The sequence below is a fragment of the Tessaracoccus sp. MC1627 genome, assembly GCF_014164725.1.
Classification (GTDB): Bacteria; Actinomycetota; Actinomycetes; order Propionibacteriales; family Propionibacteriaceae; genus Arachnia.
In genome coordinates, this window is the sequence record NZ_JACJGA010000002.1 from 88628 (window position 1) to 113101 (window position 24474).

General features: G+C 67.6%; 25 protein-coding genes and 2 pseudogenes. 9 read left to right on the top strand and 18 right to left on the bottom strand.

Going from position 1 to position 24474, the window contains the following annotated elements; genetic code table 11:
• The first annotated feature begins 68 nt into the window (after positions 1-68).
• Genes H5399_RS05495 through H5399_RS05505 form a run of 3 tightly spaced genes read left to right on the top strand, consistent with a single transcriptional unit; the run spans position 69 to position 2454 of the window.
• On the top strand, positions 69-869 hold the full coding sequence (locus H5399_RS05495) for an ABC transporter permease (protein WP_220490861.1): 801 nt from the start codon (positions 69-71) through the stop codon (positions 867-869).
• The gene (locus H5399_RS05500; protein WP_182782044.1) at positions 866-1666 is read left to right on the top strand and encodes an ABC transporter ATP-binding protein; all 801 of its coding nucleotides are present in this window, start codon (positions 866-868) and stop codon (positions 1664-1666) included. The genes H5399_RS05495 and H5399_RS05500 overlap by 4 nt, the downstream gene beginning before the upstream one ends.
• Entirely contained in the window at positions 1663-2454 is a 792-nt protein-coding gene (locus tag H5399_RS05505) for an ABC transporter ATP-binding protein (protein ID WP_182782045.1), read from the top strand. Before H5399_RS05500 ends, H5399_RS05505 begins: the two co-directional genes overlap by 4 nt.
• Here H5399_RS05505 and H5399_RS05510 read toward each other — a convergent pair.
• The 13 genes and pseudogenes from H5399_RS05510 to H5399_RS18460 all read right to left on the bottom strand — a co-directional run bounded on the left by H5399_RS05510 (position 2408) and on the right by H5399_RS18460 (position 15919).
• The gene (locus tag H5399_RS05510; RefSeq protein WP_182782046.1) at positions 2408-3793 is read right to left on the bottom strand and encodes a phenylacetate--CoA ligase family protein; all 1386 of its coding nucleotides are present in this window, start codon (positions 3791-3793) and stop codon (positions 2408-2410) included. The two genes, H5399_RS05505 and H5399_RS05510, sit on opposite strands and share 47 nt — an antisense overlap.
• Positions 3790-4209 carry a hypothetical protein gene (locus H5399_RS05515; RefSeq protein WP_182782047.1) on the bottom strand — a complete coding sequence of 140 codons (420 nt, stop codon included), beginning with the start codon at positions 4207-4209 and terminating at the stop codon, positions 3790-3792. The genes H5399_RS05510 and H5399_RS05515 overlap by 4 nt, the downstream gene beginning before the upstream one ends.
• Positions 4210-4409: 200 nt before the next feature.
• Complete coding sequence (locus tag H5399_RS05520; RefSeq protein WP_182782048.1) at positions 4410-4664, bottom strand: hypothetical protein; 255 nt, start codon at positions 4662-4664, stop codon at positions 4410-4412.
• A gap of 94 nt (positions 4665-4758) precedes the next feature.
• A complete protein-coding gene (locus H5399_RS05525; protein ID WP_182782049.1) occupies positions 4759-5040 on the bottom strand; it encodes a metal-sensitive transcriptional regulator in 282 nt (93 codons plus the stop codon).
• 28 nt (positions 5041-5068) lie between these two features.
• Entirely contained in the window at positions 5069-7861 is a 2793-nt protein-coding gene (locus H5399_RS05530) for a heavy metal translocating P-type ATPase (RefSeq protein WP_182782050.1), read from the bottom strand.
• Between the two features lie 95 nt (positions 7862-7956).
• The gene (locus H5399_RS05535; RefSeq protein ID WP_182782051.1) at positions 7957-8262 is read right to left on the bottom strand and encodes a hypothetical protein; all 306 of its coding nucleotides are present in this window, start codon (positions 8260-8262) and stop codon (positions 7957-7959) included.
• Positions 8263-8448: 186 nt separating this feature from the next.
• Positions 8449-9315, bottom strand: coding sequence for a DMT family transporter (locus H5399_RS05540; RefSeq protein WP_182782052.1), 867 nt, complete (start codon positions 9313-9315; stop codon positions 8449-8451).
• A 91-nt stretch (positions 9316-9406) separates the two neighbouring features.
• Positions 9407-11815 carry a cation-translocating P-type ATPase gene (locus H5399_RS05545; RefSeq protein ID WP_182782053.1) on the bottom strand — a complete coding sequence of 803 codons (2409 nt, stop codon included), beginning with the start codon at positions 11813-11815 and terminating at the stop codon, positions 9407-9409.
• Positions 11816-11896: 81 nt separating this feature from the next.
• A complete protein-coding gene (locus H5399_RS05550; RefSeq protein WP_182782054.1) occupies positions 11897-12952 on the bottom strand; it encodes a type II glyceraldehyde-3-phosphate dehydrogenase in 1056 nt (351 codons plus the stop codon).
• A gap of 313 nt (positions 12953-13265) precedes the next feature.
• Entirely contained in the window at positions 13266-13532 is a 267-nt protein-coding gene (locus H5399_RS05555; RefSeq protein ID WP_182782055.1) for a heavy-metal-associated domain-containing protein, read from the bottom strand.
• A 95-nt stretch (positions 13533-13627) separates the two neighbouring features.
• Complete coding sequence (locus H5399_RS17915) at positions 13628-14563, bottom strand: hypothetical protein (protein WP_255422077.1); 936 nt, start codon at positions 14561-14563, stop codon at positions 13628-13630.
• Between the two features lie 61 nt (positions 14564-14624).
• Positions 14625-15173: pseudogene (locus tag H5399_RS18455) on the bottom strand (ABC transporter permease); the annotation flags it as partial.
• Positions 15170-15919: pseudogene (locus H5399_RS18460) on the bottom strand (ATP-binding cassette domain-containing protein). The pseudogenes H5399_RS18455 and H5399_RS18460, both read right to left, overlap by 4 nt.
• A gap of 296 nt (positions 15920-16215) precedes the next feature.
• On the opposite strand from H5399_RS18460, the gene H5399_RS05570 reads away from it, so the two are divergent.
• The 3 genes from H5399_RS05570 to H5399_RS05580 all read left to right on the top strand — a co-directional run bounded on the left by H5399_RS05570 (position 16216) and on the right by H5399_RS05580 (position 17779).
• Positions 16216-17013 (top strand): prolipoprotein diacylglyceryl transferase, encoded by a 798-nt coding sequence (locus tag H5399_RS05570; RefSeq protein WP_182782056.1) that lies wholly within the window; start codon positions 16216-16218, stop codon positions 17011-17013.
• Positions 17014-17021: 8 nt separating this feature from the next.
• Positions 17022-17453, top strand: coding sequence for a hypothetical protein (locus tag H5399_RS05575; RefSeq protein WP_175558271.1), 432 nt, complete (start codon positions 17022-17024; stop codon positions 17451-17453).
• A 146-nt stretch (positions 17454-17599) separates the two neighbouring features.
• Positions 17600-17779, top strand: a complete 180-nt coding sequence (locus tag H5399_RS05580; protein WP_068752814.1) for a hypothetical protein — start codon at positions 17600-17602, stop codon at positions 17777-17779.
• A 100-nt stretch (positions 17780-17879) separates the two neighbouring features.
• Here the strand turns inward: H5399_RS05580 and H5399_RS05585 are convergent, their stop codons facing one another.
• The 3 genes from H5399_RS05585 to H5399_RS05595 all read right to left on the bottom strand — a co-directional run bounded on the left by H5399_RS05585 (position 17880) and on the right by H5399_RS05595 (position 20468).
• Entirely contained in the window at positions 17880-18533 is a 654-nt protein-coding gene (locus H5399_RS05585) for a DUF305 domain-containing protein (RefSeq protein WP_182782057.1), read from the bottom strand.
• An 88-nt stretch (positions 18534-18621) separates the two neighbouring features.
• The gene (locus tag H5399_RS05590; protein WP_220490866.1) at positions 18622-19761 is read right to left on the bottom strand and encodes a cell wall metabolism sensor histidine kinase WalK; all 1140 of its coding nucleotides are present in this window, start codon (positions 19759-19761) and stop codon (positions 18622-18624) included.
• Positions 19758-20468: a response regulator transcription factor gene (locus H5399_RS05595; protein ID WP_182782058.1), complete on the bottom strand. Its 711-nt coding sequence runs from the start codon at positions 20466-20468 to the stop codon at positions 19758-19760. The genes H5399_RS05590 and H5399_RS05595 overlap by 4 nt, the downstream gene beginning before the upstream one ends.
• A 123-nt stretch (positions 20469-20591) precedes the next feature.
• Here H5399_RS05595 and H5399_RS05600 point away from each other — a divergent pair, with 123 nt between their 5' ends.
• Genes H5399_RS05600 through H5399_RS05610 form a run of 3 tightly spaced genes read left to right on the top strand, consistent with a single transcriptional unit; the run spans position 20592 to position 22479 of the window.
• Positions 20592-20894: a glutaredoxin gene (locus H5399_RS05600; RefSeq protein WP_220489127.1), complete on the top strand. Its 303-nt coding sequence runs from the start codon at positions 20592-20594 to the stop codon at positions 20892-20894.
• Positions 20894-21859 carry a cytochrome c biogenesis CcdA family protein gene (locus H5399_RS05605; protein WP_182782059.1) on the top strand — a complete coding sequence of 322 codons (966 nt, stop codon included), beginning with the start codon at positions 20894-20896 and terminating at the stop codon, positions 21857-21859. The genes H5399_RS05600 and H5399_RS05605 overlap by 1 nt, the downstream gene beginning before the upstream one ends.
• Complete coding sequence (locus H5399_RS05610) at positions 21856-22479, top strand: peroxiredoxin (RefSeq protein WP_073186931.1); 624 nt, start codon at positions 21856-21858, stop codon at positions 22477-22479. The genes H5399_RS05605 and H5399_RS05610 overlap by 4 nt, the downstream gene beginning before the upstream one ends.
• A 640-nt stretch (positions 22480-23119) precedes the next feature.
• Here H5399_RS05610 and H5399_RS05615 read toward each other — a convergent pair.
• Both H5399_RS05615 and H5399_RS05620 read right to left on the bottom strand, forming a co-directional pair.
• Entirely contained in the window at positions 23120-23839 is a 720-nt protein-coding gene (locus tag H5399_RS05615; RefSeq protein WP_255422079.1) for a cytochrome c biogenesis CcdA family protein, read from the bottom strand.
• 29 nt (positions 23840-23868) lie between these two features.
• Entirely contained in the window at positions 23869-24462 is a 594-nt protein-coding gene (locus H5399_RS05620) for a TlpA disulfide reductase family protein (RefSeq protein WP_073186929.1), read from the bottom strand.
• Positions 24463-24474: the final 12 nt, after the last annotated feature.

Consider the following 24474-nt stretch of genomic DNA (forward strand, 5'->3'; position numbering starts at 1 on the left):
CGGGGATCGAGATCCGAAGCGCGCCGGAGCCGATCGCCCCGGCGCCGGATCGACGGCGAGGTCTGCCAGTGAGCCTCCTGGTCGGGCTGGTGTTGTTGGCTGCCGTGGGGATCGTCGGGTTGGTGTCGGTGTTCTGGTTGCCCTACGACCTGGCGGACACCACTGGTGGACGGCTCGAGCCCCCCTCACCTGATCACTGGTTGGGCACCGACAAGCTCGGCCGCGACACCGCCAGTTTCGTCATGGTGGGCACGAGGATCGCACTGACGGTCGGTCTCAGCAGCATGGCGATCGCGATGGCCATCGGCGTCATCGTCGGCCTGCTCGCCGCGTTCGCCACCGGATGGGTCGACGACGTGCAGTCCTCTCTCCTGGACGTGGTGATCGCCTTCCCCACCCTGCTGCTCGCGATGCTGATCGGCGCCATGCAGGGCGCCAGCCTGACCTCGGCCGTGGTCTCGATCGGATTGGCAGCCTCGGCGGTGGTGGCGCGACTCACCCGCATCCTGGCCAAGGGGCTGCTGCGGCGGCAGTTCGTCACCGCTGCCCGCACCTCGGGCAGCAGTTGGCTGCGTATCGTCTTCATCCACCTGCTGCCCAACATGTGGCCGACGCTCGTGGTGACCGCCGCGCTCATCTTCGGCACCGCAGTCCTCGCCGAGGCGAGCCTCTCATACCTCGGACTGGGAGTCCCGCCGCCGAACTCGTCGCTGGGCCGTCTGCTCCAGGGCGCGCAGAGCACCGTGCTGACCGCACCTTGGGGCGCCATCGCACCGGGCATGGTCATCGTGGTGATCGTGCTGGGGGCGAACTCGCTGGCCGACGGCCTACGCGAACGCTTCGATCCGACCCGACGGGAGCGCAGATGAGCATCGAGGTTGAGGATCTCACCATCACGGTCGCGGGATCCGGCAAGCGCGTCGTCGACGCCATCTCGTTCAGCCTCGACCCAGGCGAGCGTGTCGGGATCATCGGCGAGTCCGGCTCCGGGAAGTCGGTCACCACCCTGGCGCTGCTCGGCCTGTTGCCCCGGTCACTGACAGCCTCAGGATCAATTCGCGTCAACGGCACCCAGATCGTCGGCGCCTCCCAGAAGCAGCTGCTAGGGATCCGGGGACGCAGGATGGCGAAGATCTTCCAGGACCCCTCAACCGCGCTCGACCCCCTCACCCGAGTCGGCGAACTCATCGCCGAGCCCCTCCGTCGCCACCAAGGGCTCCGCGGCCATGACCTGAAAGCCGCAGTTGAGCAGTCGTTGCAGGAGGTGTCGCTTCCTGCCAGCGAGCGGGTGGCCCGGGCGTTCCCCCACGAAATCTCTGGCGGGCAGCGGCAGCGCGTCGCCATCGCGATGGCTCTGGCCTGCCGACCGGCGGTCCTCATCGCCGATGAACCGACCACCGCCCTCGACGTCACCGTCCAGGCGGAGATCCTCGACCTCATCCGACGACTCAGTGCCGATCACGGGATGGGCCTGGTGTTCGTCTCCCACGACATCGCCGTCGTCTCACACACCGTCACCCGCGCCCTGGTCATGCAGGGCGGCGAGATCGTTGAACGTGGACCGATCGATCAGATCGTCCACGCACCGAAGGACCCCTACACGCGCCGGCTCGTCGCCAGCGCCCGCGCACTCGACGAGGCACTGGCCACGGGGAGCATCTCGTGACCGAGTCACCGCTGCTGGCATTCGAGTCCGTCGGTTTCACCTACCATGGCGCCACCGACCCCGCCCTGAACCGGGTTTCCCTCTCGCTGGCTCGCGGCGAAAGCCTCGGGATCGTCGGCGAGTCGGGCTCAGGCAAATCCACCGCACTGAAACTGCTGCTCGCGCTCCACACGCCCACCGTTGGCCGCGTCCTCTTCGACGGGGCGGAGCTGAACTTGCGGGACCGCCGCCAGGTGCGCGAGCTGCGCCAAACGGTTCAGCCCGTGTTCCAGGACCCCTACGCCTCACTGGACCCAAGGATGCGCGTCGACAGGATCGTCGCCGAGCCGCTGGTGTCCTTGGGCATCGGCGGATCGTCGGCCGATCGGCGTGCCCGAGTGGCGGCCGCGATCGAGGAGGTGGGCCTGGACGTCGACACCCTCGCCCGCTACCCCCACGAGTTCTCCGGAGGCCAACGGCAACGGATCGCCATCGCCCGGGCCCTGGTCACGGACCCAGCCGTCCTGGTGGCCGACGAGCCGGTCAGCGCCCTGGACGTCACCACCCGCATCGAGGTAATCGACTTGCTGGCCCGACTCCGCCGCGAGCGACAGTTGAGCATCGTGATGGTCTCGCACGACATGAGCGTGGTCGCGGCGCTGTGCGACACCACACTGGTCCTCAAAGACGGCACAGTCATCGAGACGGGAGAGACAATGTCGATCCTGAATGACCCGCACGAGGCGTACACGCGCCAACTGATCAGCGCGATCCCCCGCCTCCCGGCCCCCCCTGCTTCTGGCCGATGATAAGCGGGGCCTTGCCGAGCGGGGTGCGGGCAAGTTCCTGAACCGGGGTGACGATGATGTGGGTGTCGTCGCTGACGCCTGCGGATGTGAGTCCGGCTCTGAGTCGGCGGGTGATCTGGTGCAGGTCCACCCGTCGGTCAGGGTCCACGATTCGTACCGTGATCCCCTCGGTGGTTTGCTGCACCTGCCAGCCGTGGACGGCCACCGGTTCGAGGGCGTCGTGGAACAGGCCAGGGCGAATCAGCACGGGTTCTCTGGTCCTGCTGGTCACACGGAGGGTCGCTTCGGTGCGACCCGCGACCGTGTCCAATCGTCGGAAGGGTAGTCCACAGGTGCAGGGGTCGGTGGCCAGCCGGATCGAGTCGGTCAGTTCGTAGCGGATCAGCGGGAGGGTGCGGCTGAACAGGACGGTAGCAAGGAGCCGATCGGCGATGTGGCCGTCGGGGACGGGCCGGTAGGAGCTGTCGACGGGTTCGATGATGACGAAGTCCTCGTACAGGTGCATCGAGCCATGGCTGCAGGACGACGCGATGGTGGCGGTTTCGGTGGCAGCGTAGGTGTTGACGACCTGCACACCCCAGGCGTCGATCGCCGCGTGCCGGGCCGTAGGAAGTTGCTCCTCGGAGGCGGTGATCACCTTCTCCGGCGCGATGTGGAGGTTCCCGGCGGTTTGGGCTTCGGCCAGGGGCGCCAGCATTGAGGCGTAGCACACCAGAAGTCGGGGCTGGAATCTGTTGAGCGCCTCAACTAGGGCCTCGATGGGTTGGGTGGCGTCGAGTCGGAGGGTGGGGACCAGGGGGTTGCGGAGGGAGGCGCCGACGACCGCGGACTGGTGGGCGGGGTTGCGGGTGGACACGATCGCGGCCGGCACAGGCCGGCGTGGACCGACCTTCACGTGGGCCCAGTCGTTGACGCGGGCGTAGGAGGAGAGGATGCGGATCCATTCGCGACGGTTCCAGACGAAGATGCCCCTTTGGCCCGTTGAGCCGGCGGTGGCCGCCGTCCACCAACGACCCTGCCAGGGTTGTCCGGGATCACCACCCCCAGACTCCAGATCCTGCAACCGTCGCGTCACCGAATCGAGGCGAAGCTCCGGAGAGGTCACCAGCCGATCCCACTGCGTCATCAGTTGTGTCTTGGTCAACGGCGGCAGTTGCGACAGCGGGGCGGACTGCATGCCGCGGTGCTGGTCGGCATAGTAGGGCGACTGTCGGGCGGCATGCTCGCGCAGCCGCCCCAGCATGCGCTGCTGGTGATCATCGAGCTGGGTTCGGGTCCAGCGATCATGCTGTTGGGTCCTCCAACGGGTCACCAGCAGCTCTCCGAACAGGGATGTCATCGCCGGCCCCCAACAATGACGCGCTCCGGGACCGTGGCGGTCCCACCCGACCCTACGTAGAGCAGGTTGAAGGACCCCCGAAGGGTCCGGCGATGGATGGGATTGAGTGGGCGGTCGGCGGGGAGCCAGTGCTGGACTCGTTGCTGGGCGGTGACGTGGCCGGTGTCGGTTCTTCTGGTCGGTTCGACGAGGTTCTTGTAGGAGAGGGAGCGTTGGCCGGCGGGTTCCCTGTCGCAGGTGAACTCATCGAGGTGGGGATGGAGTTCTGATCCGTAGGGGCCGCTGACCATGGGGCGCAACCCATGTTCCAGTCGAAGATGACGGGCGATGAACAGCGTCGGTGACCCCCACGTCGATTCGAGGACCCGCCCGCCCAGCGTGTTGTGGTCGATGCACAGATCGCCGATCACGGTCACCAAGGGTGGTTCACCGCCCGAGGTCCCCTGTGCCGGGTGGGTTGACTGGACAGATGCCGTGTGCGGGTCCAGTTGCCGAGGCGGCGTGTCGCCGGGTGGGTGGATGCCGTGGGGAGCGGCCCGTCTGGTCACTGGTACCCCCTTGCCTTGGCGCTCGTTGGGTTGTTTGTTGGGGTCGGGGCCTACGCCGCGGCCACGGGTCAGTGGCGGTGACCGGAGCCTGGGCGGCCGTGCATCAGCAGCATCATGCCGGCGCAGAGAAGGCCGCCGATCAGGGGGCCTGCGCCGCCTCCGCTGAACAGGGACCACAGGCCGAACCCGATCAACGGTAGGCACATCAGGAGCATGTGCCACATGTGGCCACCATGGCTTTGGTGCTGGTGGGCGGGTGCGGTGGCCGCGGGTGGGGCGTCGGGGCCGGTGTCGGTGGGGCGGTGGTGGCTGTGGAGGGTCATGAGCCGGGTTCCTCTCGTTCGGGTGCTGCTTCCACTGTGCGGGGTCGGGATTCAGATCCGATCCGCGGCCGGTCAACCTCTGATCAAGAACGGTTCAGCTGCGGACGAGGCGGGCGATGGCTGTGGAGGCCTCGGCGACCTTGGCGTCGCGGTAGGCGGGGTCTGGGGAGTGGATGGCCTGGGTGAGGCAGTGCTGGAGGTGGTTGTCGACCAGGTCCAGGGCGACTGAGCGCAGCGAGCCGGTGACTGCTGAGGTCTGGGTGAGGATCTCGAGGCAGTTGGCGTCCTGGTAGACCATGCGGGCGATGCCGCGGATGTGGCCTTCGATCACGGCGAGTTGGCCGATGAGTTCCTGACGCTGCTGGTTGCTGGTCATGTGTCCTGGACCTGGTCTGGTTCGGCGGCTAGTGGTGGTGCGGTGCGGGGGTGTGAGATTCGGGTTGGTGCTCGGCCGCGGTCTGGGGGTGTCCGTAGCGGGCGGGGTCCGCGTCGAAGGCTTCGGCGCAGTGGGTGGAGCAGAAGTAGATCGTGGTCTCGCCGCGGGTGCGGGTGGCGGCCGCGGTGGCGGGCTTGACCTTCATTCCGCAGACGGGATCGATCTGGGCGGTGGCGGTGGTCTTCTTGCCGAACATGGGGGTGTCCTTTCCGGTGGCGTGGTGCTGGGTGGTGGGGGTTTCGCCGCCGATTTCGACGACGGGGGTGACGGGGGAGCCGGTGGTGGGGGACTCGTGGATGGGGTGTGGTGCCCAGCGGCGGAGCCGGTTGGCGTTGGTGACCACCGACAGTGAGGACAGCGCCATGGCCGCGGCCGCGACCATGGGGCTGAGCAGGATCCCGAAGAACGGGTAGAGCAAACCTGCGGCGATGGGGATGCCCAGGCTGTTGTAGAGGAACGCGAACACCAGGTTCTGTTTGATGTTGCGCATGGTGGCCCGCGACAGGTCGACGGCGGTGACCACCCCTGACAGTGCGCCGGAGATCAGCGTGATGTCGGAGGATTCGATGGCCACATCGGTGCCGGTGCCGATCGCGGAGCCGACGTCTGCCTGGGCCAGTGCGGGGGCGTCGTTGATGCCGTCGCCGACCATTCCGACGATTTTGCCTTCGTCCTGGAGCCGGCGGACCTCGGCGGCCTTGTGGGCGGGCATCACTTCGGCGACCACGCGACGGATCCCGACCTGGGAGGCGATCGCGGCGGCGGTTGCCCGGTTGTCGCCGGTCATCATGATGACCTCGATGCCGCGTGCCTGGAGGGCCGCGACCGCGGCGGGGGAGCCGTCCTTGATGGTGTCGGCGACCGCCACGATTCCCGCGGGGAGCCCGTCGACGGCCACCAGCATCGGCGTCTTGCCCCCTGCTGCGAGCGCGTCATGCAGCGGCTGCAGCGTGTCGGTACTGATGCCATTTTCGTCGAGAAGGCGCCGGTTGCCGATCAGGACGTCGTGGCCGTCGACGTGGCCGCGGACGCCTTGCCCGGTGATCGAGTCGAAGTCGGTGACCTCGCCCAGGGTGAGACCGCGGTCGGTGGCGCCGGTGACGATCGCCGCCGCCAGGGGGTGCTCGGAGCTGTTCTCGATAGCGGCGACCCAGCCGAGGAGCTGGTTCTCATCGAACGCTGCGACGGTGGCGACGTCGGTGAGGGTCGGTACACCCTTGGTGATGGTGCCGGTCTTATCGAGGATGATCGCGTCAAGCTTGTGCGCGGTTTCCAGTGCTTCAGCGGAGCGGATCAGGATGCCGTGTTCGGCTCCCTTGCCGGTGCCCACGGTGATCGACATCGGGGTCGCGAGCCCCAAGGCGCAGGGGCAGGCGATGATCAGGACCGAGACCGCGGCGACGAGCGCGAACACGAACACCGGCGGGGGACCCACCAGCAGCCAGATCGCCAGCGTCCACACCGCGATGATGATCACGACCGGGACGAAGTAGCTGGAGACCTTGTCCACCAGGCGTTGGATGGGGGCCTTCGAGCCCTGGGCCTCACGGACCAGTTTGATGATCTGGGCGAGCATGGTGTCGGAGCCGACCTTGGTGGCGACATATCGCAGTGCCCCGGTGGCGTTGATGGTGGCGCCGATGATGGTGTCGCCGACGGTCTTGGCCGCAGGGATGGATTCGCCGGTCACCATCGACTCGTCGACCGCGGAGGATCCGTGGATCACTTCACCGTCGACGGGCATCTTCTCCCCGGGACGGATCACGATCACATCGCCGACGACGACGTCCTCGACCGGGATCTCCAGTTCGGTGTCGTCGCGCAGGACCCGCGCGGTGCGGGGCTGGAGGCCGATCAGCTTACGGATGGCCTCACCGGTGCCGGCCTTGGCTTTGGTTTCCAGGAGACGGCCGAGCAGGATCAACGTGATGATCACCCCGACGGCTTCGAAGTACACCTGCCGCAACTCCTCAGGCAGGAGGCCGGGGGCGAAGGTGACCACCAGGCTGTAACCGAACGCCGCGACAGTGCCCAGCGTGATCAGCGAGTTCATGTCCGCGGTGCGGTGCGACAGGGCCCGCCACCCGACGCGGTGGATCGGCCACCCCGACCACAGCATCACCGGCGCAATCAACGCCAACTGCAACCACGGACTCATCAAGATCTCAGGCACCCAGGTGGCGCCGAACAGTTCGACGGCCATCACCGCGATCAGCGCCGGGGCTGTGAGGATCGCGCCGATGGTCACCCGCCGGGTCAGGTCCCCGATCTCCGCGGCCCGCTCCGCCTCATCGTCATCGGCGCCGTCGGTCGACAGACCCGTCGCCGCCGGGGAGGCGGTCGTCTGCGCATGATGCTCCGGTGCGGTGAGGGGGGCTGGTGCGGTGTGGGGGTCGCCGGTGACGCGGATCAGACCGGAGACCATGTTCATGCCGCATGCGAAGCGGAACTCGCCGGCCTCCGTGGGCGTGAACTCGACGGCGGTGGTGCGGTACGCGGGAAGGCTCGCGTTGACCTTGAAGTCCGACATCACAACTCGCGAGGTGCACTCACCGCCCTCTCGGCGGTCGAACATGATCCGCACCGGCATCCCGGGACGCACCCCCTCGATCACGCCGGGGTTGTAGCCCCCGTCGACGGTCACATCGACCACCTGAACACCGTCCTCGATGCGGACTTTCCCGGCCCGTTTCGGGCCAAAGAAGAACCACAACAGCAGCCCGGTCAGGACCACCGCCCCACCTATGACCAGCCAGAGCATCACAATCTCCACTTCTTCTCGACTCCCACCCATTACCCTGGGGGGGTATAACTCGAGGGTAGACCCAGGAAGGTTCGGAAATGACCCAGAGGGGGTCAGGCTTCGGTCAAGATTTCCCGGCCGTCGTCCACAGGGACTGTGGTGAGGGCAAGTCGGTGGCGGGACCCGGGTCGGGGGCGGCGCCGGCGTCGGGTCAGTTCGAACCCGGAGCGGTCGAGGGTGGCTCGGACCTGCGAGCTGGTCACGGCGCCGGCCGGCGCCAGCGTCAACAGCGACTCGCCGTGCGGCTCCAAATCCATGCCGACGGTGTGCACCCCGGGCAAGGCCCGGACCGCGTCCACAGCGCTGATCATGCAGCGCCAGCAGCTGAGCCCGCGCACCCCGTAGGTGGCCTGTGTCATCGTCGCCACGTCGAATCACCCTCTCTTCCTGGTCGGTTTCGCGTGTCCATGTTCGATGGTGCCCCCCGCGATGTCGGGAACCGGTCTGGGTGGGGTCAAGATCCCGACAAGACCCGGCCAGGTGGTCGGATCTTCACTGCACCCTGTCCGGGTCCTACTCGTTGCTCAGGTGACCGGCCGTGTGGCTCACCAGTCGGCGGGGCCGACAGCCGTCGGGTGCGTGGGGGGCCGGTGAGGTGGTCGAAGAGCGATCCACATGGCCGCCAGCACAGCGAGGAGCCCGGCGGCGGTCCATCCGCCCGGTCGCTCGCCCAGTGCGACGGAGGCCAACGCGATACCAAGGACCGGAGTCAGGAACGTCCACGCCGTCAACGTGTCGAGCCGGCTGCGGCGCGCCTCGGCGAACCACGCCATGGTCGTCGCTGCGGTACCAACAAGGGCCAGGAACGCCAGCGAGAGGGTGAAGCGGGGACTCCATAGGATCACCGGCGGGCCCTCCACGGCCGCGGCGAGCATCATCAGTCCAGCCGCGCCAATCAGCAGGTGCCACGCGGTGGCCGTGACCAGATCCAGCCCGGTCAGCCGCCGGGAGAGCAGGGTGCCGGCGGTCACGGCGGCGGCTGACAGGAGCGACAATGCCGCCCCGCTGCCCCCGCCACCGGGCAGCGCAACGGCGACCAGCCCGGCGAAGCCGACGACCAGGGCGGCCGAAGTCCGGGGGGAGAGCCTCTCGCCGTAGAAATACCAGGCGGGGAGGAGGATCAGCAGGGGCTGGGCGTTGGCCAGCACCGCGGCGGTCCCGGTCGCGCCGCCGGCGACCCCGCCGAACATCGCGGCGAATGCCACTGTGACGTTGACCAGGCCTAGGACCGTGATGAGTCCCCAGGCGCGCCAGCCACGGGGGACAGGGCGGTGCAAGGCGGCGCCGAGGGCCAACAGGGCCGCCCCGGCGATGAGGGCCCGCAGCGCGGCGAACCACAGGAGGGGGGCGTCGCGGAGCCCCCACTCGATCGCCACGAAGCACGCCCCCCAGGCCGCTGTGATCCACAGCATCCGCAACGCCTTCGGCCGCCGGGTTTCTTCGGTCCCCGCTCCCGTCGCCGAAGCGGTGAGGCCAACAGGGTCGTCCACGCCCACCCCCCGGTCAGCGGATGCCGGACGGCACTGGAGCGGTGGGCTCCGGCTCCCGGGCCTGGCCTTGCGGCGCGGCCGGGGCCTGCTGCGCGGGCAGCCTGAGCTGTTTGAGCAGGAGGGCATTGACGGTGACGATGACCGTGGAGCCCGACATCGAGAGGGCGGCGATCTCTGGGCGCAGCATCAGGCCGAAAGCGGGGTAAAACACCCCGGCGGCGATCGGCAGCGCGATGACGTTGTAGCCGATGGCCCAGGCCAGGTTCTGACGCTCCTTGCGTACGGTTCCCTTGCCGATGCGCAGTGCGACGGAGACGTCCAAAGGATCGGAGCGCATCAGGACGATGTCCGCGGTCTCGATGGCCACGTCCGTCCCGGCACCAATCGCGATACCGATGTCGGCCTGGGCCAACGCAGGCGCGTCGTTGACGCCATCACCCACCATCGCGACCGTCTTTCCGGACTGCTGCAACTCGGCGATCTTGTTCGCCTTGTCCCCGGGCAGAACCTCGGCGATGACGGTGTCGATGCCGAGCTGGTCAGCGATACGTAGAGCGGTGGCCTCGTTGTCGCCGGTCAGCATGACGACCTCGATCCCGGACTCGTGCAGGGCGGCGACAGCGGCAGCAGCAGTGTCCCGCGCGGCGTCGGCCAATGCGATGACACCAACCGCGCGCCCATCCACCGCGGCGAGCACTGCCGTGCGCCCCGATGCGGCCAACTCGTCACGGCTCACGGCCAGGTCGCCGAGGTCGACGTTCTCCCGGACCATCAGGCGGAGGTTTCCCACCAGGACACGTCGGCCGTCGACGGTGGCGGTTGCGCCGTGGCCCGGGACGTTGAGGAACTCGCTCACGGAGAGCACGGGCACGCCGCGCTCGGCGGCTCGGCGGTCGATGGCGCGGGCCAGGGGGTGTTCAGACTCGCGTTCGACGGCAGCGACCAAGGCCAGCATCTCATCCTCGCCCATCCCCGCCGCGAGAACGTCGGTGACCTCAGGCTCCCCCTTGGTTAGGGTGCCCGTCTTGTCCATCACCACCGTGTCGATCCTCGCCATCCCCTCGAGGGCGGTGGCGTTCTTGAACAACACTCCCCGCTTGGCGCCCATCCCGGTACCGACCATGATCGCAGTTGGGGTCGCCAGACCGAGGGCGTCGGGGCATGTGATGACCACGACGGTGATGGCGAAGAGCATCGCCTGTGCCACGCCGACGCCGGCGAGCATCCATACCGCGAAGGTGACGGTGCCGCCGATGAGGGCGACGAACACCAGCCAGAACGCGGCCCGGTCGGCCAGGCGCTGGCCCGGGGCCTTGGAGTTCTGGGCCTCCTGAACCATCTTGACGATCTGCGCCAACGCGGTGTCCGCGCCGACTCTTGAGGCGCGGACCCGCAAGGTGCCGGTGGTGTTGATCGAGGCACCGATCACGTCCGCGCCGGGGGCCTTCTCCACCGGCATGGACTCTCCCGTCACCATCGACTCGTCGACTTCGGACTCCCCCTCCTCCACCACCGCATCGACTGGGATCTTCGCCCCCGGCCGTACCAGTAGCAGGTCACCGGTGACGACTTCGGAGGTCGGGACCTCCACGGGCTGACCGTCCCGGAGCACGACTGCCTGGGAGGGCGCGAGTTCGAGCAGCGTCCGCACAGCGTCGTTCGCGCCGCCACGAGCCCGCATCTCCAGCCAGTGCCCGAGCAGGACGAAGGTGGTCAGGACCGTGGCGGCTTCGTAGAAGACCTCACCCCCGCCGGTGAACGTGACCACCACGCTGTACAACCAGCCCGCCCCGACCCCGACCGCCACCAGGACCATCATGTCCAGCGTCCTCGCGCGGAGCGCCCGGAAGGCCCCGTCGAAGAAGATCCACGCCGAGTAGAACACCACCGGCAGGGACAAGATCAGAGAGAAGACGTCGTCGCGCAGCCCGAAGGGTGCCGGCACGGTGAACCCCAGGACCTCCCGCCCGATCGGCGACCAGAACAAGATGACCACCGACAGCACGCCGGCGACCAGGAGACGGTTGCGCATGTCTCGCACCATGTCCACCATCGACCCACCATGCCCGCCGTGGCCCATCACCGCCTGCGCGGACCCGCCAGCCTCATCCTCACCGCCCCCGTGGCCGGTGTGCATTTCGTGGCCAATGTGGGGGTCGGTCGGGACTGGTTCCGTCATGGGGTGGCAGATGTGGCCCGGTACCGACTGACCGGTGCAGTGGTAGCCGCAGTCGTTGACCCAGCCGACCAGTTGGGCGACCGAGGTCTGGTTCGGGTCGTAGGTGACCGTCGCGGTCTGGGAGACGGCGCTGGCCTCGACGGCCAGCACGCCGGGTACACCTAGTAACGTTTTCTCGATCACTGATTCCGAGGTGGCCCAGTGCAGGCCACCGGCCTCCAGGACCGTGGTTTGACTCTTCATGATCGGGTCTTCCTTTCCGGCCGCTTGGCCGACAGGTCGTGCGCCGACGGGCTCGGCGGATGCCTGCCCGTCCGTCGGGTCTCAGGCCGTCGTCGCCCGGAACGGGGCGGGAAGGAACTCCCGGCGCATCCCCAGGGCCTCGTCCGTCATTTTGATCGAGGTGGAGCCGTCGGTCACGGTGCCGGCAAGTGCGCGTATGGCATCGATGGTCTCGGGGACGACGATGGCCTCGTTGTAGACCTGATAGGTGAGGTAGGCCTCGTCTCCCTCGACGGTCAGGACGTCTTCCCACAGGGCGACCTCCCACATGTCCCCCCGCGGCCGGCCCAGGTCGCGCATAAGTTCGACCGTTGTGTTCAGGGCAGTGAGACCGTCGGCCATCCGGATGAATGCAATCCGGGGTGCGGCCCGCAGCGCCTCTAGGACCTCCTCGCGGCTGGCCGGTCGGTTCAGCTGCAGGGTCCAGTAGTGGTTGTGTGTCTGGGTGTGGGCGGCCTTCGCCGCCATGGTCACCACATCCAGGTTGGGCAGGACTGTACGGGCGTCGGGGCCCTGGTGGGACGGGATGGATCCCTCGGGGACCATGGTGTTCATGATGCCGCCATGGTGAGACTCGCCCGGGTCGGTGGCCCGGCGGATGAGCACCCCGCGGGCGCGGGCGAGGAGGTCGGCGTCCTGCAACGCGCCGAGGACGCGCACGATGCTGGCGGTGTTGCAGGACACCACCCGGGTGGAGTCCCGGCCGAGCGCGGTGGCGTAGTTGGCCTGGGCGACAAAGGAATGCCCGGTGGTGGCATGGGACTCCCCACCCTGGAATACGGCCTTGACTTGGGCGGTCCGGTAGGCCTGCAGGTTGGTGGCGGCGACCTTCTTCGGGGTGGTATCCACGACCACGTCCACTTGGTCGAGCAGATCAGGCAGTGTCCCAGCCAGGGGCACCCCGGCCGACTGCATCGCGGTGCGCGCGTCGTGGGTGGCCGCGAACACATCTATGCCGAGCCCGGCTGCAGTCCGTACGTGCCAGTCCGTGGCGATGTCCGCCACCCCGACGAGGTGCATGTCCGGCATTGCCCGGACGGCGTCGGCGACCCGCTTGCCGATCACTCCGTAGCCGTTGACGGCAACCTTGATATTCATAACAGCCTCCAGTGCTTGTTTCGTGTCGTGTGTTCTCTGAATCTTGGGTCGTGGTCGATGGGTTCGGCCGGTGAGGGTCAGGCGGCGCGCTATCGGCAACTCCTTGGCTGCCGATGATGGTGACCACCTCACTACGGTGGTGGACGAGAAGGCCCCACCGTCCCACCTATGACCAGCCAGAGCATCACAATCTCCACTTCTTCTCGACTCCCACCCCATTACCCTGGGGGGGTATATGTCGAGGGTAGACCCGGGAAGGTTCGGAAACGACCACGAGGGGGTCAGGCTTCGGTCAAGATTTCCGGGCCACCGCTCACAGAGGCGGCGTGGAGCGGTGTCGGACCCCGGGGCGGGGGCGGCGCAGGCGTCGGGTCAGCTCGAACCCGGAGCGGTCGAGGGTGGCTCGGACCTGGTCGCAGATCACGGCTCCGGCCGGGGCCAGGGTCAGCAGCGACTCGCCGTGCGGCTCCAGATCCAGGGCGACGGTGTGCACCCCGGGTAGGGCGCGGACTGCGTCGACGGCGCTGATCATGCAGCGCCAGCAGCTGAGTCCGCGCACCCCGTAGGTGGTCTGTGTCATCGTCGTCACGTCGAATCACCCTCTCTTCTCTGGTCGGTTTCGCGTGTCCAGGTCGATGGTGCCCCGGGCTGTGTCCGGGACTGGTCTGGGTGTGGTCAAGATCCCGACAAGACCGGGGTCGGGCCGCGCGTGCTTCCTATGGGCACCGGTTTTGTGGTGCTTGTGCGGGTGCTGAACATGACCACGACGACTGAAGTGAGCCCGAGGATCCAGACCGCGGCGATGAGGAGGCCCCCCGTTTCGTCGAAGGTGTCGGTGAGGCCGGTGTCGATGAGGACGCGGTAGGGCCCGTAGCCCGGGAGGAACGCTGCGGCGCCGGGTGGTTCCAGCCGCAGCATCGGGCTCTGCGTGATACCGAGATCCAGGAAAGGGATGACGAATGCGATCAGTACTCCCGTGACGCGTCCAAGGAGGAATCCGAGGCACATCCCCAGCAGTGCGTAGACGGCTCCGATCAGTAAGGTGCCGGCGATGAATCCCGCCCATTGACGGGCCGTGAACACCATGGCCGTGATTGTCAGGGATGCGGCCGCTGCGACGAGGACCGCGGCTGCGACCTCCTTGATGCGGCCGACCAGCAGTGCGGATCGGCGCATCCCGGCCTGGACCAGGCGGCGATCCCCATCACGGTTGTTGAGGGCGATGAACAGCCCAGCCACGGCGGCCAGCGAGGCCACCGCGATCGGCGCCATGGTTCCGGTGTGCGTGTCGGGCAGCCAGAACCGCATGTCGACCTCCTGCCCGCCGTCGATCACCCGCATCACGGAGAACCGCTCTTCGGTGATCAGTTTCGACAGCCAGATGAAGATCACCGGCACCGTTACGAGGAGGACCCAGAGGGCTGGGTTGCGTCGGTACTGTCGCATCCCCATCCGGAAGCTCTTCCCGACTTGCCCCGCCCAGCCCGGTCGATGCGAGCCGTCCGGGTGCCGAGCGTTGCGTGTCGCGCGCGTCAGGAGCAGTCCGCTCGACAGGAGGGCTCCGCCGACCCACACCAGTGCGATGGCGAGGTCGCCGAGGTTTCCCCCCATGGCCCAAGGGCAGGTCCACCATCCACAGTGTGACGAAGTGGGTGGGCATCCAGCGGGTGATCTGCACCCGGTCGGGCGAGGTGAGCGCCGGTCCGAAGAACACGTCGAGGATCCAGACGAGCAGGATCACCACCGTGCCGTTGACCTGGTCCGTGACGACCGATCCGACCGCGGCGCCGATCCCGACGTAGATGACGGCGAACATCATCGTCCCGGCCGCGACGCGGAGCGGCTCGTCCACTGCGGTGCGCAGGAACAGCGTCGCCAGGGCCGCTGTGGAGGCCAGTGCAGCGATCAGCAGGCCGGTCGACATTCTGGCGACAACGAGGGCTGGGGCGGGGAGGCCCGCCAGGACCAGACGACGGTCCGCCGATCTCGCCTGGCCAACCTGGAAGAACATCGCCAGCGCCGCCAGGAACGCGGCGGCCCAGCCGGTGGTCGCGGTCTCGACTGCCCGGCCAGTGCCGCCCAGCAGTTTCGCGGCATCGGCCATCGGTTCCGCGGCCACCCACACGAACACGACCGGGATCAGAATCAGGACCACCAGGTTCACCGGGTTGCGGCCGTAGTCCAGGAGGAATCGGCGGGTCAGCACCCCGACCGCGGTCATTTCGGGGTCGCCTTCCCGTCACGCAGTTCGATGATGCGGTCGAACCGCGCCTCGTCGGCGATGAAATGACTGATCACCAGCACTGCCCGCCCGGATGAGCGCCCGCGCGCGACGAGCTCCCAGAACCGAAGATAGGTGTCCCAATCGAACCCGGCATAGGGCTCGTCCAGCAGCAGGACCGCCGGGTCCGGTAGCAGAGCCAGGGCAAGATTCAGTTTCGCGAGGGTGCCCCCGGAGAGCCGGTCCGCCCGCTCGTGCGCCTATCGCCCAAAGTCAAGTTCCTCGTACAAGGTTCCCTGCGCCCGGAGCCGCTCATCCCGGCTCATCCCGTAGGCCACCGCGAATAGCTCGAAATGTTCATCGCACGTCAGGCGCTCGAACACCACCGGACGCTGCGGACAGTACCCCAAGGCCCCCTGCAGCTCCACGGCGCCGGCGTCGGCTGCCAACCCCCCGACCAGGATCTGCATCAGCGTCGATTTGCCCGATCCGTTCTCCCCGACCAGCCCGACGACCTCGCCGCGGCTCAGCGACAGTGACACACCGTCGAGCACATGGTTGCGCCGCACGAACGGCCACAGCCCCTGACGATAGGTCTTGGAGATCGCGGTCCCCGCGAGGACCACGTCCGCTCGAACGCCATCAGAAGAGGCGCCGCTTGAACCCATGTCGATCACCGCCTTCGAATCCCATGTGACTTTCACGCACCCGCCAGTGGGCTTCGCCAGACCGCCACAAGGGCCCATTCCTCAACGACCCGAGCCGTGGTGTGTCGGGTGACCCGTGGCGGCGCCACGACACCCCCAAGGGGTATGTCATCAGGGTAGGCACGCTCTAGTGCGGAGATCACCGTCAGGGGGTCAGGCTTCGGTCAAGTTTCCGGGCCTTACGGCCGCGACACCTCGTCCGGGCTGGGGACGGGGATCTTGACCAAACCTTGTCCGGGTCCTGCTCGTTGCTTGACGTGACCGGTTCAGACTGGGCACTGAGGCCGCGCGGTCACGTCGTGCGCCTGGAACTTCTTTGACGATGGGAGTGGGCTGTGTGGCCTGAGGTGTTCTCGATATTTGGTGTAGGGATCCAGTCCTATGGGCTGAGTAAGGCGCTGGCGCTGCTGGTCGGCGCGTATCTGCTGGGTCGAGCGTTCACGCGGATCGGCTACGACAAGGACTTGGCGCACTCGATCGCGTTGTGGGCGACAGTGTGGGGATTCGTCGGCGCCAAGGTGTACTACCTGATCGCGAACTGGGACAACTTCAGTTGGCACCTGTTCGGCGGCTCGGGGTTCGTCTGGTACGGGGGCCTGATCGCGGGGGCGATCGCGGTGATCGTGATGACCCGACGCCACGACCTCCCCCTTGGACGGGTGGCGGGCGCGATGGCGGCCCCGCTGTCGGTGGCCTACGGCATCGGCCGGATCGGCTGCTTCCTCGCCGGTGACGGCACGTACGGCACACCCACCGACCTGCCCTGGGGGATGGCGTTCCCCAACGGGGTGGTGCCGGTGAACGTGCCGGTGCATCCCGTCCAGCTGTATGAGGCCGCCGGCGCCTTCCTGATCGCCGGCATCCTGTGGGCGCTGGGTCGCAGGCTGCGACCGCTGGCCGTGTTCGGGTCCTACCTGCTGCTCAGCGGCGCGGCACGCCTGCTCGCCGAGGTCGTCCGGATCAACCCGCACGTCCTGTTGGGCCTCACCGAGGCGCAGCTGATCGGCATCGCCAGTATCATTCTGGGCGTCGCCCTGATCCTGCGAGACGCCTTCCACCCCGCAGTTGCGCCCTCAGATGCTCCTGTCGGCTCCGAATCGGCCGTCCTTAGCTCTCACCCGGTCGGGAGGTGAGCGGCGCCATGGACACGATCACCGAGCCGGCCACAGCCGTGAGGGGTGGTCGCGGGTTCTGGGGTGCGCTGTGGGCCGGGACCAGGGCCACCGTCGGCGCCCTGATGGGGCTGGCGCCGCACGTGATGCATCACATCGGGTTCCTGGCCGGGGCCGCGTTCCTGACCGGGTTCCTCGGCAACTCGCTCCTCTATGTGGTCGGGTTGCTGCTGAGCATCCCGCTGCTGCGACGGCTGCGTCGCCGATTCGGCACCCGGAAGGCCCCCGCGATCGGGGTCGCGGTGTTCACCGCCCTGTTCGCCCTGTCCGCGTTCGTGATCGGGCCACTGTTCAACCCCGCCACCCCCAACCAACCAGACACGCCGTCACCGGCGGCCTCCGCCAGCGCGTCCGGCACCGAGGACCACGAGGGGCACCACAGCGCCTCGCCCACCCCATGATCAACACCACAATGAAATGAAAGGAAACCAAGCACATGTGCAATCACGAGCATGGGCACCAGCACGGGAACCAGCAGGAGGGAGGCTGCTGCGGCGGTCACGCCGGCGGCGGTCAGGGTGGGGGCCATCACTGTCAACATGACGTGGTGGCGGGCCCAGGCGACGAGCTGGTCACCTGCACGGTCCGCGGGACCAGCACGCTGAAGTCCACCGCGGAGGCGGCGGGACTGTTCCGCGACGTCGAAGGCCAGCGGTTCTACTTCTGCTGCCGACGTTGCCAGGACCTCTTCGACGCCGAGCATCTCGCCAGCAACCCAGCCGCCTAACCCCGCCAGGTACGGCGTTCGCCAACCAGGACAACCGACGAAGCGCCCGCCCAGCCACAACGGCTGGACGGGCGCCTCATCGCTTGCACGCCTGGGTTGGTCAGAGGCTGGTGAGCATCTCCTGCATCTCGGTGATCTCAGTCTGCTGGTCGGCGATGATCTTCTCCGCCAACATGAGAGCATCCGGGTTCTGCCCCTCGGCCAACTGCTGCTCGGACATCCCGATCGCACCCTCGTGGTGGGCGATCATGGCCTCGAGGAACGCCTGATCAAAGTCGGCGCCGGACATGCCGTCGAGTTGGGTCATCATCTCCTCCTGGCTCATTCCGTTCATGTCCATGCCGCCCATGTCCATGCCGCCATGCCCACCGGGGGAGACGTCTTCACCCCAGGCGCTGAGCCAGGCGGTCATCTCCTCGATCTCGGGGCCTTGTGCCTCGGCGATGCGCTCCGCGAGGGCCACGACCTCGGGTGTTTCGGCGCGTTCGATCGCCAGCTGGGACATTTCGATGGCGCCCTCGTGATGGATGATCATCATCTGCGCGAACGTGGTGTCCTGGTCGTTGTGGTCGGCGGCCACCTCAGATGAGGCGCTCGCCGACGCCGACTCGGACTCAGTGGCCGTGGCGGAGGTGTTGCCTGTCGGGGAGGTGGTCGCCGTCGGGGGAGTGGCGCCCTGGTCCGCGCAGGCCGCCAGGGTGGCCGTCAGGACCAGCCCCGCCAAAGTGGCAGTGATCCGCTTAGTGCGTGTCATGAAAGATGCTCCATTCCTGGCCGACGGGGGCCGCCGGTCCTAACGTCGAGGCTATGAACGATCAGCTCAAGAGCCAACCCGTGTAAGGTCAAGAATCGATCAAGACCCGCTCAGGTGCTGGCGCGGTGGGCAGGTGCAGGGTGAAGATCGAGCCGTGTCCGGGGCCGGGGCTGGCGGCTGTCAGTGAGCCGCCGTGAGCCAGGGCGAGGCTGCGGGCGATGGTCAGCCCAATCCCGGAACCGCCCGCATCGCGGGCCCGTGCCGTGTCAGCGCGGTAGAACCGGTCAAACACCTTCGAGAGCTGCTCCGGGGTCAGGCCATCGCCGGTATCGGTGACCGTGATCACCACCTCGTCCGTGGACTCGCGTGCACTGATGTGCACGATCCCGCCGGTGGGGGTGTGCCGCAGCGCGTTGTCGAGGAGGTTGCCCAGGATCTGACCCACCCGCTGCGGATCGGCTGCGATGAGGCCCGGGTCCGAGTCCGCAGATAGCGTGACTCCCTTGGCCGCGTATCGGGTGGCGACGGAGGCGACGGCGGGCTCGATGAGGTCCCAGACCGGCTGGGTCTGGGTGTCGAGGGTGAATCGGCCTTCCTCGGCGCGGGACACGTCGTCGAGGTCGGCGGCGATCTTCTTGAGCCGGGCGGCCTGGAGGGTGAGCAGCTGTTGGCTGTCGCGGTCCCAGGGAACCACATCATCGATGACGGCCTCCAACTCAGCGGTCAGGGTTGCGAGAGGGGTGCGCAGCTCGTGCGCCACATCGGAGAGAAGCCGCCGTCGGCTCGCTTCGGTGGAGTCCAGCCGGCTGGCCATGTCGTTGAATGCGTCGGCGACGGCGCTGAACTCGGGACTTGTCGCCGTCGCCGGGACGCGGGCGGTGTAGTCGCCGGCCTCCAGCTGGGCGGCGGCTGCGGTCAGTTGTTCGAGGGGGCGGCGCAGCCGTTTGGTCTCCAGCCAGGCCAGGCCGATGGCGAGTGCCAGGGCGACCACCAGGCCGATGCCCAGCGACCTGACGCCGGCGTCGAGGAACGCCTGCTCCACATGTCCCATCTCGGCGGTGCCGTCAGAGTGCCCGAGTTGCTGCAGATGTTCGTGGAACAGGGAGGGGCCGACCACCATGGCGACAAGGGCGGCGGTGATGACGCCGACCGCGACCACCAGCGCCTGGGTGAGGAAGGTGCGGGTGCCCCACCGCATCCGGCCGACGTAGCCTCTGAGCCGCATCATCCTCCTGCTCCCATCCGGTATCCGACGCCGCGGACTGTGAGTATGTAGCGCGGTTCCGCGGGGGGATCGTCGAGCTTCTTGCGCAGGTTCGCCACATGGACATCGACGACATGATCGTCGCCGACCCAGCCTGGGCCCCACACCTCGTCGATGATCTGGCGACGACTCAACGCCACGTTGGATCGAGCTGACAGTGCGTCGAGGATGTCGAACTCGGTGCGGGTCAGCCCCACCTGCTGGTCGTCGACCCACACGTCGCGGCCCTCCGCGTCCACCCGCAACCGCCCGAACTCCCTCGGGGGGAGGGCCACCTGCGGCCGGCCTGCTGGCCGGCGGGGCCGGCGCAGCACGGTGTTGACGCGGGCGACCAGTTCGCGGGGGCTGAACGGCTTGGTCAGGTAGTCGTCGGCGCCCACCGACAAACCGATCAGCTTGTCGACCTCGTCGGCCCGGGCGGTCAACATCAGGATGTAGCAGTCTGAGAACAACCGGATCTGGCGGCACACCTCGATCCCGTCAATGCCAGGCAGACCAAGATCAAGAATGATCACGTCGGGATCCAGCTCCTGCGCCGAACGGACCCCGTCCGGGCCGGTGTAGGCCAATGCGGTCTCGAAGCCTGCCTTGTTCAGGTAGGACGCGACGATCCCCGCCAGCGGGCGCTCGTCATCGACCACCAACACACTCGACCTGCCGGGCTCAGCCATACAGCCATTATTGCCACACGCCCACCCGCCAACCCGCCTCGATCGACCTCTCCGGGAGTGTTCTTGGCCGAACCTTGACCCCGCCTGAACCGTTCCCTGATCTACAGGGTTGAGGCTGGAAGGGTGAACGAGATCCCGGCACCTGCCTTGGCGGCCGCCCCCACCGATGTGGTGGACGTCACCCTGGTCACCACCCCGGCCTGCCACTTCTGCGACGACGCCCACCAGCGCCTCCACTCCCTGGACCGCGCAGGACTGCTGCGGCTCACGACGGTGGAGGCGGAGTCCCCGCGAGGTCAGGCACTGATCGCCGAGCACCGGCCTGGGAGCTTCCCGCTGACGCTGGTGGCGGGCAGCTATTTCCACGCCGGCCGCATTCCGCGCGGCAAACTCGCTCGGCTCGTCGACCACCTGGGTGCCCGCTGATGGGCGCCGACCTGCTCAGCGCCGGCGGGATCCTGGCGGCATTCCTCGCCGGCGGCGTCGCGCTGTTCGCCCCGTGCTGCATCGTCTTCCTCGCCCCCAGCTACCTGGCCGCGGCCGCGAAGAACCGCCGCTGGAGACTGATCCCGCTGACCTTCGTGTTCGCCGCCGGCCTCGCGCTCGTTCTGGTCCCCATCACGATGGGCGTCAGCCTGATCGCCGGCGCCATCGCCAAGTACCACGTCGTTCTCTACTGGACCGGCGGCCTGTTGATGATCGGACTCGGCCTGCTCGCGTTGTCGGGGGCGATGTGGTCCATGCCGTCGTTCCTCCGCGCCCCCGATACCGCCCGCGGTGACACCGCCACCTTCTTCAGCCTCGGCGTGTTCTCCGGCATCGCCTCCAGCTGCTGCGCACCCGTCCTCGCCGGGGTGATGACCCTGTCGGCGCTGTCGGGCTCGCCCGTGGGTGGGCTGGTGCTCGGTCTGGCCTACGTGTTCGGGATGGTGATCCCGCTGTTCGTGATGGCGCTGCTGTGGGACAAACGGCCCGAAAGGATGCGCCGCCTCCGCGCCAAGCCCATCCGGATCAGCCTGGGGCGCTTCACGCTGGCCACCAACACCGTCAACCTGCTGGTCGCCGTCGGGTTCGTGATCATGGGCATCCTCGTGATCGGCCAAGCCGGCGCCACCGAGATGACCGGCGCCGACGCCCCTCTCGTGGGCATGGGCGCCTGGCTCTCCGACGTCTTCGCCTGGCTGATCGCGATCACCGCCCCCATCCCCGAAACCGTCCTCGGCCTCGCGCTGCTCGCCCTGGTGGCCGTGTTCGTCGTAGCCACCCTCCGCGACCGCCGACACGCCCAACCAGTGGCCTCGGCCCACGAATGCTGCGACACCGAAACCTCACAGACCCCTGCGCCTGAGGAGACCGGCGCACCGACCATCCCCTCCCAGGAGCCCCGATGACCCCCACCACCACACCGGCACCCTCCCGCCGCGAGCAACTCAAAGCCCGCCAACAGGCCGAGACTCAGCGCGACAAGAGGCGCCGCACCTGGACCCGGATCATCGGCGCACTGGTCACTGTGATCGTCGTGGCCGTCGTCGGCTACGGACTGTGGACCGCCATCCCCGAGCAGGGCGACACCCAGCGCCTCGCACCCGACTTCACCCTCACCACCACAGCCGGCACCTCAGTGACCCTCAGCGACCAGCGCCCCAACCCGGTGCTGATCTACTTCAACGAAGGCGCCGGGTGCGCCTCCTGCACCATGCAGATGGCCGAGATCGAGAAGAACCCCGGATTCGCCGAGGCGGGCATCGAGGTGCTGCCCATCGTCATGAACAGCGCCGACCAGATCCTGCCCGACCTGCAGCAGTTCGGCGTCACCACCCCCTATCTCCTCGACGACGGGACCGTGTCGAAGGCGTACGACGTCCTCGACAAGGGCATGCACCCCGGGATGCCCGGTCACGGCTTCGTCCTCATCGACGGCGACGGCGTCCAACGCTGGAATGGCAACTACCCCTCCATGTGGCTCGACCCCCAAGAGCTCCTCGACGAGGTCACCACCCGCCTCCAGTGATGCCTTGGGGGTCCACCGGATCAGCCCTGCGGGCGTGGTGCGCTCCAGTTTTCGCGAGCACCACTACGTGAGTTCGCCCGCTGGCTGATCGAGAGGCAGCCGTTGGTGTCCCGGTCAGGGCTCTATGCCAGGCCGGCATCAGCCTGGCAGTCCCAGCCCTGTGTGGCGGCGCAAGTGCCTGTAGGTGTCATAGCTGGGTTGACGGGCAAGTCGGTCCCCTTCCTGCCGTCAGGGCTGCGAGTTCCTAGTAGCAGGGCCCAGCGGTCGTCGGACGCGTCAGCGCACTGGTAGCACTTGAGGAACTCTTTCATTTGGGCGATTCCTTTTCCAGCGCTTCGATGAGGTCCGTGCAGACGCGATGTTCACCTCCTCCTGGCGGAGCTACGCGGGGTAACATCGATCCCTGGGCCGAGGCAGCAAGCTGGAACATCGCTGGATTCGCGGTCTTCGGTGTGGTGGCCTGGTGGCTGGGGCGCCGTCTTCGCATCGCCACGGTCGCCCCCTGACCACGGTGAGCACCGTCCTGGCCATGTGGGTTGGGGTATCACCAACCCGTGGCTCCGGAGGTGAGCCGGCGCCCGAAGCATGGGATCGGAGGTGCTGGCCAACGTGATGAGGGTTTCCTTCGGGTGCCCCATGTTCACAGGATGGTCCCGAATGTTGAGGCCCACTGTCGCAGGTAGGCAACGAGGATGGCCCACAGGCCGGTGACCATGGATATCCCAACCACAATGAGCAGCCCACCACCGGCACGCTGCAGGGCGCGTTGGTGGCGCTTGAGCCACTCGAAATGGGGAACGAATGTGGTGAACGAAGCCGCGAAGGCGAGGAAGGGCAGGCCAAGGCCGATTGCGTAGCAGAAGGCCAGCAGCCCGCCACGGGCGGCCGAGCCCTCGTTGAGGGCGAGGGTGAGAACCACAGACAGGGTGGGGCCGATGCAAGGGGTCCAGCCGAGGCCGAAGGCTATCCCGAGTAGGGGGGAGGCGAGGGCTCCGGCGCGGGCGGTTTGCGGGCGTCGCTGCGCGGGCAGGGGGATCCAGCCGAGGAAGCCCAGCCCCATCAGGATGATCAGGATTCCGGCAGTGATCGTGATGATGCGCTCGTAGGTGAGTAGGACGGCTCCGAGGCCACCCAGGAGGGCCCCTGTGAGGACGAAAACGACGGCGAACCCGAGCACGAATCCCAGGGTTCCCAGGAGCAGGAGTCGTCGGTTGCCGGTTCCTTGAGTGATCTCGTGGGCCCCAAGACCAGAGGCAAACGACAGGTAGCCCGGGAGCAGGGGCAAGACGCAGGGCGAGGCGAAAGAGATGACACCGGCGAGCATGGCGACAGGGATCCCCAGGAGCAGTGACGATGACATCGCTTGGCTTACCCAGGACTCGAGAGGGATCATTCCGCCGCCGTGACGTCTTCGATGATGCCGACCAACGTCGAGGCGGTGGTCTCACCGAGTATCCGTGCAGCGACCCGCCCTTCAGAATCGATGACCAAAGTACTGGGGATAGCCTTGGGTGGAAGCTGCCCGAACTCGAGCAGGAGCGCACCGTCGGGGTCGTAGATGTTGGGGTAGGGGATGTCGAAGGCCCGAACGAACGCCTGCGCCGGGGCCGGGTTGAGGTCGCGGGTGTTTATGCCGATGAACTGCACCCCCGGCAGTTGGGCGGCCGCTTCGACGAGGGCGGGTGCTTCAGACCGGCAGGGGGCGCACCATGATCCCCAAACGTTGAGCACCAGGAGTTGGCCCGGGAAGTCTGCAGTGGTCAGCGGTGCACCGTCCAAGGTTTCCCCGGCCAGCTCTGGGGCCGATCGCCGCTGCTCGGCAGGGACAATGGTCACTGAACCGTCACCTCCTTGAAAACCTGCTGAGTCAAACACTCCCGCCTGGCCCGATCCACTTGAGCAACCGGTCAGGATCATCACGGTGAGGACCAAGGCGAGGTGACTCACCCACCGGGCTGAGGGGTGGCGCCCTGACTGTCTCATGTCTGACCTTCC

Excerpts from the sequence above, each read along its gene's own strand:
- H5399_RS05500 (WP_182782044.1), top strand. The coding sequence starts at position 866 with ATGAGCATCGAGGTTGAGGATCTCACCATCACGGTCGCGGGATCCGGC.
- H5399_RS05510 (WP_182782046.1), bottom strand. The coding sequence starts at position 3,793 with ATGACATCCCTGTTCGGAGAGCTGCTGGTGACCCGTTGGAGGACCCAA.
- H5399_RS05520 (WP_182782048.1), bottom strand. The coding sequence starts at position 4,664 with ATGACCCTCCACAGCCACCACCGCCCCACCGACACCGGCCCCGACGCC.
- H5399_RS05525 (WP_182782049.1), bottom strand. The coding sequence starts at position 5,040 with ATGACCAGCAACCAGCAGCGTCAGGAACTCATCGGCCAACTCGCCGTG.
- H5399_RS05530 (WP_182782050.1), bottom strand. The coding sequence starts at position 7,861 with ATGCTCTGGCTGGTCATAGGTGGGGCGGTGGTCCTGACCGGGCTGCTG.
- H5399_RS05535 (WP_182782051.1), bottom strand. The coding sequence starts at position 8,262 with ATGACACAGGCCACCTACGGGGTGCGCGGGCTCAGCTGCTGGCGCTGC.
- H5399_RS05540 (WP_182782052.1), bottom strand. The coding sequence starts at position 9,315 with ATGCTGTGGATCACAGCGGCCTGGGGGGCGTGCTTCGTGGCGATCGAG.
- H5399_RS05545 (WP_182782053.1), bottom strand. The coding sequence starts at position 11,815 with ATGAAGAGTCAAACCACGGTCCTGGAGGCCGGTGGCCTGCACTGGGCC.
- H5399_RS05550 (WP_182782054.1), bottom strand. The coding sequence starts at position 12,952 with ATGAATATCAAGGTTGCCGTCAACGGCTACGGAGTGATCGGCAAGCGG.
- H5399_RS05555 (WP_182782055.1), bottom strand. The coding sequence starts at position 13,532 with ATGACACAGACCACCTACGGGGTGCGCGGACTCAGCTGCTGGCGCTGC.
- H5399_RS17915 (WP_255422077.1), bottom strand. The coding sequence starts at position 14,563 with ATGGGGGGAAACCTCGGCGACCTCGCCATCGCACTGGTGTGGGTCGGC.
- H5399_RS05575 (WP_175558271.1), top strand. The coding sequence starts at position 17,022 with ATGGACACGATCACCGAGCCGGCCACAGCCGTGAGGGGTGGTCGCGGG.
- H5399_RS05585 (WP_182782057.1), bottom strand. The coding sequence starts at position 18,533 with ATGACACGCACTAAGCGGATCACTGCCACTTTGGCGGGGCTGGTCCTG.
- H5399_RS05590 (WP_220490866.1), bottom strand. The coding sequence starts at position 19,761 with ATGATGCGGCTCAGAGGCTACGTCGGCCGGATGCGGTGGGGCACCCGC.
- H5399_RS05595 (WP_182782058.1), bottom strand. The coding sequence starts at position 20,468 with ATGGCTGAGCCCGGCAGGTCGAGTGTGTTGGTGGTCGATGACGAGCGC.
- H5399_RS05605 (WP_182782059.1), top strand. The coding sequence starts at position 20,894 with ATGGGCGCCGACCTGCTCAGCGCCGGCGGGATCCTGGCGGCATTCCTC.
- H5399_RS05610 (WP_073186931.1), top strand. The coding sequence starts at position 21,856 with ATGACCCCCACCACCACACCGGCACCCTCCCGCCGCGAGCAACTCAAA.
- H5399_RS05615 (WP_255422079.1), bottom strand. The coding sequence starts at position 23,839 with ATGTCATCGTCACTGCTCCTGGGGATCCCTGTCGCCATGCTCGCCGGT.
- H5399_RS05620 (WP_073186929.1), bottom strand. The coding sequence starts at position 24,462 with ATGAGACAGTCAGGGCGCCACCCCTCAGCCCGGTGGGTGAGTCACCTC.